Source organism: Telmatobacter sp. DSM 110680, assembly GCF_039994875.1.
GTDB lineage: Bacteria > Acidobacteriota > Terriglobia > Terriglobales > Acidobacteriaceae > Telmatobacter.
Genome location: NZ_CP121196.1, coordinates 5,936,270 through 5,954,025, shown reverse-complemented (window position 1 = coordinate 5,954,025; position 17,756 = coordinate 5,936,270). Strand labels below are relative to the sequence as shown.

Genomic DNA, 17,756 nt, shown 5'->3' with positions numbered 1-17,756 from the left:
GAACAGGCCCGGGAAACTGGGCCTGTCGTGTTTTTAAGCTGAAGTGCGAGCTTATTTCGCGGCCACTTCACCCGACATCACGCCCACACCGGGCACATAGCCGACCTGCCATTCGCTCACTGGATAGGATTGCCGGCAATCGAGGCAAGCGGTCCTGTCAAACCGTGCCGAACATTGCGGGCAGACGCCGCCCGTCTCGAACGTGTCGAAGCTGGTAGCGCATTTGTTGCAGCGCCAGATTGCTCCGATAGGCGGCGCCGTCCGGCAACTGGGGCAGGCAAATCCCTGGCGGCGAGGAATCTTCTCAAGCTTGCGCAACGCCCGCGCCGTCTTGAAGCCATTCCAGCAGTTCATCCCGGCGTAGGCAGCAATAAGGCCTGTCCACACGGACTGCGTCCAGAGAGCAAGAGCCAGCAAGCCGGCAACCCCGACGAACCCGAAAGAGGCAGCAACCAGCAAACTGCGAGCGCGGCCCAGCGGATACCAGAGCAGCGAGCGCAATATCTGCCCGCCATCAAGGGGATAGATGGGCAGAATATTGAACAGCAACAATACGATGTCAGTGACAAGGACGGCATAAATCAGCTGATAAGCGTCAGGCATTGAAGTGCGCCAGCCCGCCGACTGGGCAGTCGCAAATGCCACCGTCAGTGGAAGCGCCAGCACCACATTCACCAGCGGCCCCGCAGCGATGCTCCACAACGTAGCGCCCGGCCGTTGCGGCGGATTGACATACGCCACACCGCCAAGAGGCCACAGCATAATCTTGTCCGCCGTCCCGCCGACCGAACGGCATGCCAGCGCGTGTCCGAATTCATGCGTGAGAACGATCGCAAAGAGGGCGAGGTACTCGACCACGTTCCACACTACGGAACTGTACCGGCCCTTGCGGGCCTCGATTTCGTACAGCGCGACTAGGAACCACGTCCAATTAAGAAAGACGTCGATTCCGTTGATGCGGAAGAGGCGGAAAGACCCTTGGCCGATGCCGAACATGCAGCTAGCTTACCCGATATTGCCCTCTCCCATTCCCGGGATATTGAACTTGCCTGAACGAAAGTGGTGCTCGGCTTGTCGACCGCCCGCATGGTGAAAAACCGCCAGAAAGGGATGCTAACCTCTTTTTACGCAGGCGAGTCTGCCAGCTATAGGCTTGTTGGACCTAAAAGTATCGCCCATCACTGTGCAAACCTAGCTTCTGTCGAGTAGGATGTGTTTTCCATGCCGAACTCCATAGATTTTCGTCCAGTCATACTTGCCGGAGGTAGCGGAACTCGCTTCTGGCCCCGCTCCCGCCGCGCCCGGGCCAAACAAGTGCTAGCGCTCGATGGCGAGCGCTCCATGATTCAGCAGACGGTGGAACGCCTGAAGCCCCTCGCCTCGTTGGAAAAAACTTGGGTGATCACCAATGAGTTCCTGGCGCATGAGATCGCCGATCAGCTGACCGGAGTTCCGCGCCACCAGATCATCGAGGAGCCGGTAGCTCGCAACACCGCCCCGGCCTGCGGTTTGGCCGCCTTCCTCATCGAACGCGAAAATCCCGAGGCTGTCCTGGGCGTCTTCCCGTCGGACCACGTGATTGCCGACGAGCCCCGGTTCCTGAAGGCTCTGCAAAAGGGCATCGCGCTGGCTGCGGCAGGCGACAACATTATCGTTCTGGGAATAGAGCCGACTCGCCCTGAAACGGGATATGGCTACATTGAGACAGGCGAGGACGATGGCGCCGAATCTGCTCTCCGGGTTCGTCGATTCACTGAGAAGCCGAATCTCAACCGTGCCCAGGAGTTTGTCGCGTCAGGAAATTATTACTGGAATTCGGGAATGTTCCTGTGGTCGGCAAAGACATTGGCTAACGCTGTGCGCGAACACCTGCCGGAGACCGCACCACTGCTCGAAAAGATTGCCGCCAGCTTTGGAACACCTGAATTTGAAAATGTATTTCGCGATCTCTATCCAAAGTGCGAGAACATCTCGGTGGATTATGCGGTGCTCGAACCGCGTTCGGCCAAAGGCGAGCACGCATCCCATCTTTACTGCGTACCGGCGGAATTTGCGTGGAACGATCTTGGCTCGTGGGCCTCGCTCTACGAGTACCAGATGGAGACGCGGCTGCGCGGCGACGGGGACGGCAATGTTGCCGAGTCCGATGGCCACCTCACCATCGAAGCCGGCAACAACTACATCTACAGCCCCAAGAAATTTGTTGCCCTCGTCGGCGTTGAAAACCTTGTCATTGTCGATACCGAGGATGCGCTGCTCATCGCGCACCGCGATCATTCGCAGGACGTAGGCAAGGTGGTCAAGGAACTGGGACTGTCAGGGCGAGACGAACTGATTTAGTTCCCTACTCGCAAGGTTACAGTCTGCGTCTTTATCCGGGCACGTCTGCAGCATCCTGCAATCGCCCAAACACCCAACGTGTCATCCTGAGCCCCGCACGCTTGGGGTCCCATGAAATGGGGTAAGCGGGGCGAAGGATCTGCTTTCTTGTTCCTCGCCATATGCGATGCCCCGCCGACAGAACCCTCCAACCTCCGTTATCCTTAGAAATTCACGGAGAGTAAGGGACCAGAATGCCTCACCCACAAATCAAGTTCGGCACCGACGGCTGGCGCGGCGTCATCGCCGATGACTTTACATTTGCCAATGTCCGCACTGCCGCTGCAGCGATAGCCGCATACGTCCATGCGCAGGAGGATCCCGCAAAGGGCCTCTGCATCGGCTACGACTCGCGCTTCGGCTCCAAGGCATTTGCGCGTGCCTGCGCAGACGTCGTGGCGGCTACGGGCATTCCCGTGGCACTGGCTAACGACATCACACCTACCCCGGCACTGAGTTACGGCGTGCGCGGACGCGGCGCAGCAGGCGGCATCATGATCACGTCGTCGCACAACCCCGCGCAGTGGAACGGCGTGAAGTACAAAGCGTGGTACGGTGGATCGGGCAAGCCGTCCATCATTTCTGCTATCGAGACTTATCTCGACAAGCCGGTTTCACAAGCTGCGCAGCCGGCTGTGATTGAAGAAGTCGATTTTCTTCCGCCATATCTGACGGCCATTGAGAGCTTTGCCGATCTTAACCTGATTGCGAAGTCGGGAATGAAGTTTGCCATCGACTCGATGTATGGCGCGGGGCGGACGATTCTGTCGGATATTTTTACCCGCATCGGGGTTGATCACGTGCAGATTCGCGGCAATATCGATCCGCTGTTCCCGGGTATCAATCCTGAGCCAATCGAGCCGCACATTCGCGCGCTGGGCGAGGCGGCGGTGGCGCACAAGTGCCACGCAGGCTTGTGTACCGATGGCGATGCTGACCGTATTGGAGCTACGGATGAGAATGGGAATTTCGTCGATCCGCACAAGATTTTTTCAGTGCTGCTGAGCTGGGTGTTGCGGCGCAAGGGCTGGACGGGCGCGGTGACGCGGGCATTCAATACGACGAAGATGCTGGACCGGATTGCGAAGAAGCATGGGCGCGAGCTGATCGAGCACGGTATCGGATTCAAGTTTGTGTGCGACTACATGCTGGAGCGCGAGATTGTGATGGGTGGCGAGGAGTCGGGCGGCATTGGATTTCAGCGACATCTGCCGGAGCGTGACGGATTATTGAACGCGCTGCTGCTTGCGAATGTGATGGCGGAAGAGAAGAAGACGCTGGGCCAGCTTGTCGCCGATCTGCAGGCCGAATATGGCGAGCATCAGTACGGGCGCATCGATCTGCACATTCCCGACGCCATCAAAAACGCGGCTATTGCGAGGGCGAGAGCGTTGCACATTGGCGATACATCGATCGCGGGCATGCCAATCCTGCGCCAGGAGACGCTCGACGGCGTGAAGTTCTACCTCGACAATCCCGAAGCGAAGACCAAGCCGAATGCGGCAGAGACATGGATACTGTTGCGCGCCAGCGGCACCGAGCCGCTCATGCGCATCTATACCGAATCGACGTCGAAAGAAGCAGTAGCAAAACTACTCGAGTCGGGCCGAGCCTTCGCGATGAGTGCATAGGCGGACGCGAAGGATTGGCCCTGAGAATTCAAACGGATACATAGCGAGGGTGCCCCATCCAAACGCAGCTTGGGTGGGAAAGCACGATCTCAACCGATCTCCAATGTCTCGCTCGGCGTCACACACCATGCATGACTGCGCTTGTCCCTTTGGTTGTCTTAGCAGCACCCGTACCTGATGTGTCATCCTGAGCCCCGCACGCTCGGGCCCCCTTGAAATGGGGTAAGCGGGGCGAAGGATCTGCTTTTCTCCGTCAACAACCACCGCCTGTATCATGACAACGAGGGATCTTCACCTTGTTCATCCACATCTTCGGATTTCGTTGGAAAGAGCATGCGACAAGCGCCGAGAAAGAGCGCGCAGCGCGTGACATTCGCGCATTTCAAGGGCAGATTCGGGGCTTGATTGACGTAGCTGTAGGCGAAAACTTGTCGCCGCGAGGGCAGGGATACACATTTGCTGGCTTGATGAGGTTCACAGAAAAGGCTGCCTGCGACGCCTACGCCATCCATCCATCGCATCTCGAGCTTCTCGAATGGCTCGTACCGCTGATCGATCCAGTTGAGCTGGATTTCGAAGTATAAGCAAGAATTCCCCGTTCCTTCAACAACTCGCTCGATGTCAACACTCGCCCGGCGTACTTTGCTTCCAAGTCCTTTATTCCATTGCGCAAAAATCCAGCTTCAGATTGCATTGAATTTCGTGTCTTGGGCGCACAATGTCCGAGTAGGGAAAGGAGCAAAGCATTGAAGAACGGCTCAAACTTCAGACAATCGACCACTCTCCCCGCTCAACCTTTAACGGAGGCCCCCACCCCTCCCTATGTAGATACTCCTTTCCTTCGCCTATGCTGGCACATACGACTGATAAATAAGGCGGATATCATTTAAAGTGCACCTAAAAACTGCACTGTAAAGTGTGCACTCTCCACTTCCTTACAATTCGATTTTTGCGGCTGCGCAATTGAATCTTCTTCTTCACGCTGTTTCTCTCCTTGACTATTATGTTGTGTTAACACAACATAATGTGGTGCCTGAAAATAATAGCGCACCATCTCTCGGAGAAAGCGGACTCTTCAACCGCATTGCCGTGTTGCGCGCCGAACGGGGAATCAGCCGTCAGAAACTGGCAGATGCGGTAGGGGTAAATTACCAGACAATTGGCTTTCTGGAACGAGGCGACTACGGACCGAGCCTGAAGTTGACTCTTCAGATTGCGGCATTTTTTGGCCTGCCGGTTGAGGCGATTTTTTCCCTTGAGCCGTTCAAGCCGCTGAGTGAACAGGTGTATGGGACCAAAATGGAGAGTAAGCGATGATCCATGAGAGGCGGCATCTCACGGTCCTGGAGGCGAACCGCAACACCCGACGATGGATGGTGGGGAGCTACTGGTTGATCGTTTTGATCCTGCTTGCATTTGCAATGCAGTGGAACAGCGTCAGCGACCGGGCGTTTGATCGTTATTCCTTTTTCTTGTTTATGCTCCTCGGATTTCCGATTCGCATATTAGGCGAGGCCATAGTTGACCACCCCACGCGCCGGATGTACTGGCCGACGCGAGTTACGCCGCCAGCAGATTGGGTCGGCGACCAGCCAGTACGTCCGATTTACGAGGAGTGGAAAGAGGATTCCAGTGCCGCGGACGAGCGCGAAGAATGGGTGCGAACAAATACCTATTTGAAAGCGTATGGAGTTATCCGCGGCGTAGTCTGGATTGCCGTGATTCTGCTCTTCGCGATGGACATGCGATTCCTAAAAGAACTTGCATTCCTGCGCGAGGTCGTTGTGTGGCTCCTGTTTCTTGCCGTATTCAGCTTGCCTCCCTCGATTCGTCTTGGACTGAACCAGATCCTGTGGAGGGTGAATGAGAGCTGAACTAGTTTTGATGGGGAAGCGACTGGACATGGCGGCGCGGGTTCACCGTCGTGCGCTAGTGGTCTCGATTTATGCGGGGCTTGCCATCCTCATGGCTGCGCTGTGGTCGGTTGATCGTTGGCATACGTCGGGCGTGTACATGATCTTCGCTACCTTCCTTGTGAATCGGCTATTTCTGGGTGGGTACAACTTCGGCGGACTTGTGAAGCCATTCAATGGAAAAACGCCGGAGCAATCCACCTATCGAGAGACGCCCTTTTTGATGCTGGCGCTGCGGGTTTATCAACCGGCACCGGAGGAGAGTGAGTACCGTAACGATGAGCGCGAGGTGCACCAGCGGGATCGCGCGCATTATCAGGCGTATCAAGTGCTCACGATTGCGCTGACTGTGCTCTGGCTGCTGGCGGACTGGAAGATGAAGGCGCCACGGCTTCTGGCGTGGATGCCAGTTTCGGCGGATGTGCTGCTGTATGGGCTCGTGTTGATGGCCGTCGTCGCGGCGGTGACGCTGCCGCAAGCGATTCTGTTGTGGTCGGAGCCGGATATGGAACGGACAGACTGAACTGCTGCTCAGACGATCTTGTCGTCCGCATGATCCTCTTTCGCGTCGGCGTAGTGGTGGCAGCCGAAAAGGCGAAAGTCGGAGACGTTCTTCAAACGGAACTGCTTGCTCTGCGCGCGCTGCGGGAATTTCACGCGGAAGAAGTCCGCGCCATCAACATCGTCAAGATAAAAGGCCGGCCGCGCATCGGCGGATTCAGTTGCAATCTCGACGTTGCTGAGTTCGACATTCTTTGCGTGACGGATGTACATGCCTGTCGCGGGAAGATCGCCGAACATGGTGGGCTCGGGGTACTTGTCGGCGTTTTCGGCGGGCTGAATCGCCGCCATGTCAGCACTCGCGCCGCCAACCTGGTGTAGATAAACGTCGCTGATCTTCAGGTCTTCGATAGGGTGATCGGAAACTCCAGCGATGATCGAGGGCAGTTGTGCGGCGCCTGAACTGACAAGGTTGCTGAGCACGATGCGCTTCATGGATCCGACTACGGTTTGAGGCTTGGGTCCGCGGAGGCGTGCGCCAAGACGGAGGAAGAAGGGCGCGTTGACGTCACGCATCGTTACGTTGGAGAAAGTGATGTCTTCCACAACAGCGCCATCGACGGACTCAAGCGCGAAGCCGCGACAGCTTTCAAAGACACAGTTGGAGATGGTGATGTTCTTGAATCCACCGTTGGTTTCAGTGCCAAGTTTAATGCGGCCGGTTCCCCAACGGCCTTTCGGCATCTCCATCTTCTTCCAAGTGCCGTCGAGGACGGAACCGAGTTCGTAGACACCTGTGACGTAGCAGTTGGTGATGGTCAGATTTTCTGTCGCGCGCGCATAGCCGAGGGCATAGGAACTCTTAGGGCAGATACCGTCGTCCCACGGTGAGTTGACGGTGCAGTTGGAGACGCGGACGTTGCGGCAGCAGTCGATGTCGATTCCGTCGCGGTTGGTGTCGATCTTGAGGTTGTCGATGGTGAAGTTGTCCACACCGGTGGCAAGAATGCCGAACCATCCGCCTTGCAATATGGAGAAGTCGGAGAGAATGACGTTGCGGCAGTTCTTGAGCGCGATGGCTTTGTTGCCTACACCGGGCGCCGTGGTGTTGGGGAGAACTTTTTCGTCGTGACCGCGGCTCAGACCTTTGCCCCAGATGAGGCCCGGGCCGAAGATGCCGAAGTTGTGGATGTTTTCGCCCCAGAGAAGACTATTGTGCCAGTGATTGTGGCCGTAGTCCTGGTAAGGCTCCCACGAACCTTGTGGCTCGGCCGAATCGTAACCGCCGGCCGTTGTTCCGTCGTATGGAGTGGGAGCGGCGAGGATGGTGGCGCCCTGTTGGAGAAAGAGCGCGACGTTGCTCTTGAGATGGATGGAGTAGCAAGCGTAGACGCCGGCGGGGAAGATGACGGTGCCGCCACCGGTGTTAGAAGCAGCATCAATAGCGCCGTTAATGGCGGGCGTGTCGATGGAGACGCCGTCACCTTTTGCTCCGTAGGCGCGCACATCGAAGTACACAGGCTTCGCCGATGTGGCCAGGGACGCGGCTGGTTGGGACTGCGACGTTGCGCGCGAAGGGTTGAGAAGCGTGGTAGCGCTGCCGGCCATAGTGAGTCCGGCCATCTTCAAAAAGTCCCGACGAAAATCCTGCACGAGTTATCTCCGGACCCTGAGCGAGTCCCGCATCGATTCTAAGACGCGGACCTTATCGGGCGACCGTACAGTCTGTATTTCCCTCACAGATGAGGTTGCTCTGCCGTTGCGGCGTTGAGGTTTTTCAACATCGTAGTGATCTCTGGATTGGCCATGAAATTCTTCCAGACAAGCCCGGTGCGGTAGTTCTCGATCATGACCACGATGGGCGCCTGATTCAATCCCATGTAAATGGGCGAGATCCAGTTAGCACTGGGATTGATGGCATCGCGCAAGCCGTAAACGCCCCACATCGTATCGCCGTAATCGCGATAGTAATGCTTTAGTGCGGCCATGGAATCCTCGGGCGTGTAAGGGAACGATGCGAGCGCTCCGGTGGGCGTGATATTGCCGATGTCGTCTGCCTCGTCTGGCGCCTGAGCAGCGTAACCGTGCGGACCATCGCTGGCGGTAAGTCCCCAGGCATCAGGTCCGTAGCCTGCGTAATGCTTGGGATTCGCGATTGAGTAGGCGCGGTTGATGCGAGCGATGTTGCGATTGTTTTCAAAGTACGACGTAGTGAAGCGATCGTGGAAACTGTGCGGGTCGAGGCCCATGAACGAGTAGTGCGTAAAGAAGAGCGGGCCGCCGGGACCGACTCCGACATCGAGCTTGATGCCGTAATACGTATGGCCGTTACCGTAGTGGTTGCCGTCGGTGCTGCCAGACCATCCCTGGCGATATTGTTGCGCCATCACTGCCTGCGAAGACCAGCCCGAGTAGTACATGGAAGCAGGCACGCCATGCGTGGGAGAAGCGATGGCGAGCAGATAAGTCATCATCGTTTCGTTGAAGCCGATAAGTGGATGATGAATCTGAAAAGCCCACTGCGGAGACCAGTGCCAATAAAGGAAGTCGCTGTCTGGCTTGTCGCGATGCCAGTCCCACTCGACGGTCTCCCACAGGCCGGTGATGCGGCGGTACAGAGATTGTTCGCCTGAATCTGATCCGTGGAAATACTGGCGCGCAGCGAGAAGGCCCTGCATAAGGAACGAAGTTTCGACGAGGTCCCCGCCGTTGTCGTACATACCGAAGACAGGCATGGTCTTGCCGGTAGCGCCATTCATGTAATGCGACCAGACACCGTGATAGCGTTGCGCGTGTTCGAGGAAGTCGACGATTTTAGTGAGGCGCTCCACGCCTTCGGCACGCGTGATGAATTTGCGATCTACGCCGACGATCAGCGACATGATGCCCATGCCGCTGGCTCCTGTAGCGACGATGCGTTCATCGCCGGGAATATTTTCCCGGGTCATGCCGGAGTGGGGATCGGCGCCCTCCCAGTAGTAGTGAAAGCAGGCCTGCTGCATCATGGTGAGCATTTCGTCGTCACTGAGTTCGCGGGTGGCGGCGGCAGCCTCGTTCGATTGCGGGGATTCGTGATAGGCCCAATCGGCGGCAGCGACTTTATAACGGGCATTCACGCCCGACTTGCCGAGGAAGTCTTCGTAGCGGTGAATGCCGGGGATCTGCGTACCGATCGGAGTGAATTTGTTGCCGTCTTCGGAGCGGTAGATCACATAACGGGCGAGACCAACGGAGTCGGGCGCGGTCCATTCAAGCTCGACGTGACGGTCGTAACCGGTCGCGCGGAGATTTTTAGGAGCGGAAAAAGAGCTGTGCGTGGCGGACGCGTCGGCTACGCGGATCTCATCGACGATGAGAGTATGACGGATGTTGTCAGCCCGGTTCTGATAGAAGATGAGGCTCTGCGTATATTCCGGGCGGAAGTTGTAAATGGATGCGGATTGAATGTCGGCGAGCGGGATGCGGACTTCGATCCAGCGAGAGGCGGGAATGTCGCCCGTGTACTTGCCGAGGTTGAGAGGAGTGCTGAAGCTGGCTGGAAATTCGGCAACCTGCAGACCTTCGCTGGAAGTGGAGAGAACGAGCAGGGGCATGTCAGCAGCCGCTATGGGTTGCGGCGTGTAGATGGAAAAGTAGAGGTTATGACCGTCGAGGCCGGGGCGCCGGTTGCGGAAATCGAGTACCGAGATTTCCGCGTTCCATCCGCCTGCCGGCGCGGATTGCCATTGAATGCGAATCGCGTTGGGAGGCGTGCGGAAAGTTTTTGCGTCGACGGGGAGCCGGCCGTCCTGCTGCTCAACGAAGCTTGGACCATTGGCCTGGGCGTGGCTGAAATAGTATCCGTCCTTGTTGAGGCTGTTATCGAAGATGACATGGCGGTAGTAGTCGGATTGCGCGCCAACGTGCATGGGAGGCATGACAAGGATTGCGGCCGCGATGCAAGAGAGAAGCGGAACGAAGCGAGTTTTGCGTGATGGGCGAATGGTGAACTTGTTCATTGTGTTTCCTCGATCCACGTTGGTAGGGAGAAATGGGAACAGAGCTTCATCTCCTGATCACTTGCGATTGTCTGTGCAGGAAACCTGGCAGATGGCGTGGGCAACGTAACCGGCGGCGGTAGCAAAGGCGCGGCCCGCTTGATCCATGCGTGCGGTGGTGGGGTCGACGCCTTCGGTGATGATGCCGCCATCCCAGTTACTGGCCAGGAGAATCTTGAGGGATTGATCGCGACCTGCAGTGAGAAGCAGATTATCGGCGATGCTCCATGCGGTTGTGAAGGGAACGCGGTAACTTCCAGGCAGTCCATACGGCTGATCGAAGTAGGAATACTGATAATTCTTCGAGTGCAGCCATTGATAGGTGCGCGTAAAGGTTGGATTGGATTCAGGAACGAAGCCAAGAGCCGGCAGTTTGAAAAGAGAGCCGGGCGGAATTTCAGTGAAGACATAATTCTTGCCGTCGGTGGCAGTGGCGAAGATAGGACCTGCGGAGTTTGGCGCTGTGGTTGAGACGCAGTGAGAAAGAATCGCTGCGTGCAAAGAAGTGGCACGCGCAGTCATTTCTTGCGATTCGCTGGAGTTGTTCAAGCGCTTTTCGAGATCCGCAAGATCGGTGAGTGCGCGCCATACCAGGACATTGTCGTATGTGATGAAAGGCAGCTTCTGGAATTCGTCCTGCGAGTCCTGCAAAGAAGAATAAAGGCCAGTGGCGGGATCGAACCGGCTTTGAAGGCGATCGCTCAGCGTAGCGAGCGCGGCGCTGTGCGCGGAAAGAAACGCTGTATCGTTGGTGCGCTTTTCGTACGCGGCGAGAGCGAGGAGGGGGGCGGCGGCCTCGTCGAGTTGAAAGCCATCTTCGAGGACGATGCCGTCGATGAAGCGGCTGTGCGTGCCGGTGTTGCGGAGCTGTGTGGTGAGCGCGTATTCGAGCGCTTCGCGTGCCATGGGAGGATCGATGTCGAGCAGTGCAGGGAAGCTCCACAGCATGGCATCACGATCCCAGTACGCGGCGGAGACGTAGTAGCGCGGGCTGCGTGAGGTGACACCAACGAGTTGCTCTGTGTCGATGGTGCGGCCCCACGCGTAAAGCTCGGTGAAAAGAAAGTTGCGGTTCATCAGCAGATCGAGGTCCGCTTGATTTGAGCTGCGCGTGCGTTTCAGCAGCCAGGCTGCGGTCTGCTGAATCATCGCTTCAGCGCCGTTGCGGTCAATCTGCTCGCGCAGAGCCCGAGCATTGTGCGCAGCGCTGAATTCCTCAATCCCGGCGGCGAGCACAAAGATGGATTCGACCGATTCGCCAGGCGCAAGTGTTTTGGTTTGGCTGGCGTTGACTGCGGGTGTCGCGGTGGTTGGCGGAGTGGTGATGCTGGCCTTCGATCCAGGATGAAGGAGGGTCCATGCAAAATCGGTGTCTGTGGTGATGTAACTGAAGACTTCCGCCGGATCCACCCAGGGGGCAACGCCAACCGTGCGCTCGCCGCGCAGTTCCACGGGCACGTAGGTGACGCGTTCAATGGAACCGAATGATGCTTTCACACCGAGTGAGACTTCAACTGGAGCGGTGCGGTGATTAGTCAGCGTCATGCGCAGAAACGCTGCGCGCGATTCGGGAGGAGCGCAATACGTCAGCGTCGCTTCGAGACCGTCGACGGCCAGATGGGCGGTGGGGATCCAGTAGGCGATGAGTTCCCAGGAAGGTTTGTGAAATTCGAGAGGCTTGCCATCGGCAGTGAAGTAAGGCTGAAGGACAGGGCCACTGTGCTCGCCGCTGATCTGGAGCAGCCCGCGGTGGCGCATGGAGAGGACGTTGAAGGTGCTGAGCGAGCCATTATCAGCCCGTATGTCGGGCAGAGAGATCCACTGGTTTCCGGTGGGAAGAACGTCATCGGGACGCAGGGAAATGGGAACTCGTCGGGCGAAGGACTGCGCCAACGCCACTGTCGCGAAAAGGAAAAGAAGAGATACAGAAATCGTGAGTTTGCCGACAAAAAAATTGTGCGACGAAGGCGAGATTGCAGGTTTCAAGACAGTGTGCTCCCAAGAAGATTGCCGGTTGCCAATCCCGCCGACCAGCATACACGCGAAGCCTTGCACCTCATCGGCGGGGACGATTCGGGGTGGGTCGGGCGGCATCGAGATCCGGGCAGGTTTCTAGGGAGGCATAGGCAATGCAAAAACGAATTAGTAGAGGGCGGGCGACGCTTGGAGAGGAGTCGATTTTTGGTGATCCTGATCACAAGTAAACTTCATTATTGACAGTGATATAGAGACGGTGATACCTATTTATTCCGTTGCGCAATCGTTTGCGCAAGCGCCCGATTCGAAATAAGAGTTCCCTTTGTAACCGACTTTCAGGAGATCGTGATGCCGAAAAATGCCGTAAATAGCTCTATGCAACCCCGGAGAGAATCCGGCGGTCGCGTTCATGCAAGGAGCGGGTGGTGGCAAATCGCAGTTGTGCTTTTTGCCTTGTACGTTCTGCCCGTTCATGCCCAATACCGAGCGAGTCTTCAGGGAACGGTTGCAGACTCACAGGGAGCGATGGTTCCGGGAGCGCAACTCTCGCTTACCGACAAAGAGACCAACCACGTAGTGAGTACAACGAGTGATGGAGAAGGCAACTTCAATTTCAACGCACTCGCTCCGAGCACGTACAAACTGGAAGTAACGCGTGATGGGTTCAAGACCAAAGTTCTGGACGGAGTCCACGTAATTTCCGAACAGGCAAACGCGCTGAACGTCGTGTTGGAGATTGGTGGCAAGTCAGAGACGGTGACAGTGAACGCCGCAGACGCGGCGGCTATTGATACTGAGACCGGTGATGTGGGCGGCACGATAAGCCAGGAAGACTTTGCGAAGATGCCGGACTTTGGCCGTGATCCGCTGCAACTGGCCCAGTTGGCTCCAGGCATGTTTGGCGACAGTTCGCAGAACGGCGGTGGCGGAACTCAATCTCTGCCCGGCAACCAGGGCGATGGCAGCGCGGGGTCAAGCACGGGCCCTTACATGACCGAGAACAAACCGCAAGTGTTTGGTAACGGCGGAAGGAACGACACCAACGGAATCATGATCGACGGCGTGCAATCGACCAGCGTGACCTGGGGATCTGCAGCAGTCGTTACGCCAAACCCAGACACCATCAAAGAAATGAAGGTCGTCACCAATCCCTATGATGCTGAGTACGGACGCTTCAGCGGCGCGCAAATTCAGATCATCTCGCAGAACGGCACGAACCAATACCACGGCACTGCTCTTTTTAAATTGGATCGTCCGGGCCTGAACGCATATCAACGCTGGAATCCCAATGGCGCCACGGCGCAGCAGCGCGATGAGGCCAAGTTCAATGAGTACGGCGGAACGGTCGGCGGACCAATCATCCATAACCATCTTTTCGGGTTTTTTGGTTATGACACGATCCGCAACAATGGAACAAACATCAATTCGGGCTGGTACGAGACGGCGAGCCTGGATGGAGCGTCTACATCCGGCACGATTGCTAACAAATTCCTGACTGTCAAAGGTGTAGGCGTACAGTACAAAGCGATCCTCGAGGGAGCTGCGGATGGTCATGATTGTGCCTCCGTCGGGCTGATTCAGGGAGTGAATTGCAACTGGATCCAGGGACAAGGTCTGGACCTTGGTAAGCCATTAACCATCGGGGTTGGCAAGCACGATCCCTCTTATGCGCCACCGCAAGTCGTTGGAGGGAACAAGATCTTCACACCCGGCCTGGGTGGCAATGGGGACGGCCTTTATGCGGACAACATGGATGGCAATGCCGACATGTTCTTTGTACAAACAGAAGGACCGAACAACAACGTCAACACACAGTACAACGGCCGCGTGGATTATCAGTTGTCTGCGAACAACCTGATTGCCGCGAATCTCTACTATGTTCCGGTCAACAACGTCAGCTTCACTGACCGGCCGCAGAATATTTTCCACCACAACGCCAAGAACTACTCGGCGGGTCTGCTCTTCAATCACACCTTTTCCGGTACGATGCTGAACGAAGCACGCGCCGACATGGCAGGCTGGAAGTGGAACGAGTTAAAGGACAACCCTCAAGCACCGCTGGGGCTGCCATACGACAACATCTACCTGCAAAACGGCAATAACTCGTTCGCATCTATCAATCCGGCATCGTTTGGCCCCAGCATCGGAAGCATCTTTGACCAGTGGACTCTGAATTTCAAGGATGTGCTGACCAAGGTTTACAAGAGCCACAACCTGAAGTTTGGCGGTCAGTATACGCGCCTCGCTTATCTTGACTCCGCGACGTGGGCGGCAAGCGCCAACTACTACTTCAACAACTACTGGGATTTTCTAAACGATGCACCGCAGACGGAGTCGATCAACGGCGCCAATCCGCTGACCGGTGTGCCAACCGATTCGCGCAAAGATGACCGGCAGTACATTCCAGCCTTCTTTGTGCAGGACGACTGGAAGGTTAAGCCAAATCTGACTGTCAACCTGGGCATCCGCTGGGAATATTTTGCGGGCATGACGGAGAAGAATGGCAATAATCCACGGTTGAACCTCGGGACTGGCGCGAACACCTTCACGAACCTCGCCATCGTTCTCAAGCAGCCGCAGGTGGATGCGCAGAAGGGCAACTTCGGACCCCAGATCGGGTTTGCGTGGAGTCCGGCGCACGATAACGGGAAGCTAGTGTTGCGCGGCGGTGTGGGTCTCAGTTTCAACGGGCTCGAAGAGGCAATTACCACCAATACGCGCTTCGATCCGCCTTTTGCCACCAACAGCAATACGCTGACGGACGGCCAGATTGTCTATGGTACAGCTTCCAACATCTATCAATACGGAGCCTTGCCGGCCAATCCAGCGCTGATTTCGACCTTCAACTCCGCCAATCTGCCTACCAACGGCCTCATCGGCATCACCGGTGTAGACAACAAGCTACCCACCAGCCGTGTCCTCCGCTATTCGCTGGAAGCTCAATACGACCTGGGCCATGACTGGGTAGCAACACTGGGATACTCTGGCAGCACGGGTCGCCACTTACCATTGCAATACAACCTCTATGACAAGTACGCCTCGCAGATCATCGCCGGCCAGATGGCCTTCAACCCCATTGTTAATGGAATTGACTGGTACGAAGACACAGGCACATCGAACTTCAACTCAATGCTCGCCGAGGTGCGGCACCAGCTTTCGCATACCTTTGAAGCTGATGTGCAGTACCGCTGGGCGCACTCGCTGGACAATGGCTCCGGACCCTATTCAACGTCAGATTATGAGTATTTGCCTGGCTTCAACTGGGGTTCATCAGACTTTGACTCGCGCAACATGATCAAGATGTTCGGCCTTTGGACTCCAGTCCTCTTCCACGGAAACGCCTGGGCGGAGAAGGTAGCTGGAGGCTGGACATTCAGTCCGATCTTCAATTTCCACTCTGGTTTCCCGTGGAATCCAAATTTCAGCGGGCTTGGTTGCAACGCGGTCTTCAATTCGAGTTGCGGCAATGGAGGAACCGGAAATCTGCGTCCCTCTTCATATCTGGGAGGAGGAGGCCACAGCCAGGAGACAGATTCGTTCAAGACCGTCTCGGGAGTTCCAGGAGAAAATTTCTCTAAGGGCGGCGCGGCTTACTTTACAAAGCCGGCTGAGGTAGATGGAATGTCTTGGAGCAATAACCAGGTTGCTCCTACTCCGGGCCCACTTCCTGGTACCCCGGGCATCGGCCGCAACGCTTTCATTGGTCCGCGTTACTCGGATCTGGACCTGGCAGCAACCAAGGCATTCGGGTTGCCCTCGATGAAGGTTCTGGGCGAGGGAGCGAGGCTTGAGATCCGCGCCAACGTCTTTAACCTTTTCAACAAGCTGAACTTGGCAAACGTCGACAGCAATGTCACCGACTCTGGCTTCGGACGCGCAACTTCTGCGTTGGGTTCGCGTACGATTGAAGGCGAATTCCACTTCAAGTTCTAACTGGCCAACCATTTCTCCCCGCTCTACGGAGCGGGGAGAATGCATAATTTTTAGCCGTCGGCGAAGCGCCGTAGTCGCAGACGCTCGGCGACGGCTCTTTATTTCGCCTTTAAACCAAAATGTATTCGGTCAAAAGGGGTTTCGAGGTTAGATGCGGGGATCAGGTTCAGCTCGTGCAGCGCGGGCAATTGGTGCAGCGGCAACACTACTAATAACGATGAATTTTGCACTCGTGAGCCGACCATCCCAGGCACAATCTCGAAGTTCCGCTGCGACACATTCCACCACAGAAACGAAGACATTTGAATCGCTATCCAAGAGCGCCGATGAAGCACGCGACGCCGGACGGCTGGATGATGCGGTAAAGCTATATCGCAGGGCGCTGACGCTGAATCCAAAGTGGACCGAGGGATGGTGGTCGCTGGGAACACTTCACTACGACAGCGACAGGTATCTCGAAGCGCAGTTGGCGTTCGGCAAAGTAGTGGCTCTTGATCCAAAACAGGGAACGGCGCGCGCGATGCTCGGGCTGTGCGAATTCGAACTAGGCAAGTCCGAGCAGGCATTGAAGGATATCGAGGCAAGCAAATCGCTGGGCGTCCTCGAGGATAAACAGTTGCGCGACGTGGTGGTTTATCACGATGGAATACTGCTTCAGCGAGCTGGCCAGTTTGAGGCCGCCAAAGCGGCCCTGACGTCGTTGTGTCTGAATGGCGTGCGCAGTAGCGAACTGGCGGGAACCTTTGGCATGGTCGCTCTGCGCATGCGCGACGTGGCGGCTCCCGACCCGAGCACAGAAGCCGGAGAGGTCGTGCAGCACGCAGGGCGGGGCGCGTGCCTGAATGCGGCAAAGGAATATGAAACGGCGAAGACGGAATTCGATCAGGTGATCGCGCGTGCACCCCATTTTCCGCTGGTTCACTATGCCTACGGATGCGCGCTTGTTGACGCGCGCGACATTCCAGGAGCGATCAAAGAATTCGAGGCGGAGATCGCGGAGCAGCCTAAGAGTGTGCTGCCGCGCCTGCACATCGCGGTCGCGGAGTACAAGGTGGATTCAGCAGCGGGGCTGAAGTACGCCGAAGAAGCGGTTCAACTGGATCCGAAGTTACCCCTAGGACATTATCTTCTGGGGCTTCTGCTGCTTGATACCGGTGCGTACGAACGAGCGGTTCCGGAATTGGAGACAGCGCGCAAAGCGTTTCCGCAAGAGGGAAGAATTGACCTCTCGCTCGCAACCGCGTATGCGCACGTGGGCAGGTTGCAGGACGCGGCGCAGGCACGGGTCGAATTTGCGCGCAAGAAGCAGGCGGAACAAGCGAAGGCCGAAGGCGCTGTGGAGATTACCGACGCGATGAACGCGAGAACGAAGCAGTGATGGAAAC

The 17,756-nt window shown here is 56.7% G+C and carries 12 protein-coding genes; 8 read left to right on the top strand and 4 right to left on the bottom strand.

Annotated features, from left to right (window positions below):
- Positions 1-51: 51 nt before the first annotated feature.
- Positions 52-996, bottom strand: a complete 945-nt coding sequence (locus tag P8935_RS24460) for a M50 family metallopeptidase (RefSeq protein ID WP_348262930.1) — start codon at positions 994-996, stop codon at positions 52-54.
- Positions 997-1,221: 225 nt separating this feature from the next.
- Here P8935_RS24460 and P8935_RS24455 point away from each other — a divergent pair, with 225 nt between their 5' ends.
- The 6 genes from P8935_RS24455 to P8935_RS24430 all read left to right on the top strand — a co-directional run bounded on the left by P8935_RS24455 (position 1,222) and on the right by P8935_RS24430 (position 6,446).
- Positions 1,222-2,340: a mannose-1-phosphate guanylyltransferase gene (locus P8935_RS24455; RefSeq protein ID WP_348262929.1), complete on the top strand. Its 1,119-nt coding sequence runs from the start codon at positions 1,222-1,224 to the stop codon at positions 2,338-2,340.
- Between the two features lie 233 nt (positions 2,341-2,573).
- On the top strand, positions 2,574-4,010 hold the full coding sequence (locus tag P8935_RS24450; protein ID WP_348262928.1) for a phosphoglucomutase/phosphomannomutase family protein: 1,437 nt from the start codon (positions 2,574-2,576) through the stop codon (positions 4,008-4,010).
- A 296-nt stretch (positions 4,011-4,306) separates the two neighbouring features.
- Complete coding sequence (locus P8935_RS24445) at positions 4,307-4,594, top strand: Dabb family protein (protein WP_348262927.1); 288 nt, start codon at positions 4,307-4,309, stop codon at positions 4,592-4,594.
- 379 nt (positions 4,595-4,973) lie between these two features.
- Positions 4,974-5,327: a helix-turn-helix transcriptional regulator gene (locus tag P8935_RS24440; RefSeq protein WP_348262926.1), complete on the top strand. Its 354-nt coding sequence runs from the start codon at positions 4,974-4,976 to the stop codon at positions 5,325-5,327.
- A complete protein-coding gene (locus tag P8935_RS24435) occupies positions 5,324-5,884 on the top strand; it encodes a hypothetical protein (protein WP_348262925.1) in 561 nt (186 codons plus the stop codon). Before P8935_RS24440 ends, P8935_RS24435 begins: the two co-directional genes overlap by 4 nt.
- Complete coding sequence (locus P8935_RS24430) at positions 5,874-6,446, top strand: hypothetical protein (RefSeq protein WP_348262924.1); 573 nt, start codon at positions 5,874-5,876, stop codon at positions 6,444-6,446. Before P8935_RS24435 ends, P8935_RS24430 begins: the two co-directional genes overlap by 11 nt.
- An 8-nt stretch (positions 6,447-6,454) precedes the next feature.
- On the opposite strand, the gene P8935_RS24425 is transcribed toward P8935_RS24430, so the two are convergent.
- The 3 genes from P8935_RS24425 to P8935_RS24415 form a co-directional block, all read right to left on the bottom strand.
- Positions 6,455-8,077, bottom strand: coding sequence for a glycoside hydrolase family 28 protein (locus tag P8935_RS24425; protein WP_348262923.1), 1,623 nt, complete (start codon positions 8,075-8,077; stop codon positions 6,455-6,457).
- Positions 8,078-8,160: 83 nt separating this feature from the next.
- Complete coding sequence (locus tag P8935_RS24420; RefSeq protein WP_348262922.1) at positions 8,161-10,422, bottom strand: glucoamylase family protein; 2,262 nt, start codon at positions 10,420-10,422, stop codon at positions 8,161-8,163.
- 57 nt (positions 10,423-10,479) lie between these two features.
- Entirely contained in the window at positions 10,480-12,447 is a 1,968-nt protein-coding gene (locus tag P8935_RS24415) for a glycoside hydrolase family 125 protein (protein WP_348262921.1), read from the bottom strand.
- Between the two features lie 339 nt (positions 12,448-12,786).
- On the opposite strand from P8935_RS24415, the gene P8935_RS24410 reads away from it, so the two are divergent.
- The gene (locus P8935_RS24410; protein WP_348262920.1) at positions 12,787-16,371 is read left to right on the top strand and encodes a TonB-dependent receptor; all 3,585 of its coding nucleotides are present in this window, start codon (positions 12,787-12,789) and stop codon (positions 16,369-16,371) included.
- A gap of 232 nt (positions 16,372-16,603) precedes the next feature.
- Positions 16,604-17,749, top strand: coding sequence for a tetratricopeptide repeat protein (locus P8935_RS24405; RefSeq protein WP_348262919.1), 1,146 nt, complete (start codon positions 16,604-16,606; stop codon positions 17,747-17,749).
- Positions 17,750-17,756: the final 7 nt, after the last annotated feature.

What these genes read in the sequence shown, in the direction of transcription:
- P8935_RS24430 (WP_348262924.1), top strand. Translation starts at nt 5,874, where the DNA reads ATGAGAGCTGAACTAGTTTTGATGGGGAAGCGACTGGACATGGCGGCG.
- P8935_RS24435 (WP_348262925.1), top strand. Translation starts at nt 5,324, where the DNA reads ATGATCCATGAGAGGCGGCATCTCACGGTCCTGGAGGCGAACCGCAAC.
- P8935_RS24410 (WP_348262920.1), top strand. Translation starts at nt 12,787, where the DNA reads ATGCCGAAAAATGCCGTAAATAGCTCTATGCAACCCCGGAGAGAATCC.
- P8935_RS24460 (WP_348262930.1), bottom strand. Translation starts at nt 996, where the DNA reads ATGTTCGGCATCGGCCAAGGGTCTTTCCGCCTCTTCCGCATCAACGGA.
- P8935_RS24455 (WP_348262929.1), top strand. Translation starts at nt 1,222, where the DNA reads ATGCCGAACTCCATAGATTTTCGTCCAGTCATACTTGCCGGAGGTAGC.
- P8935_RS24420 (WP_348262922.1), bottom strand. Translation starts at nt 10,422, where the DNA reads ATGAACAAGTTCACCATTCGCCCATCACGCAAAACTCGCTTCGTTCCG.
- P8935_RS24450 (WP_348262928.1), top strand. Translation starts at nt 2,574, where the DNA reads ATGCCTCACCCACAAATCAAGTTCGGCACCGACGGCTGGCGCGGCGTC.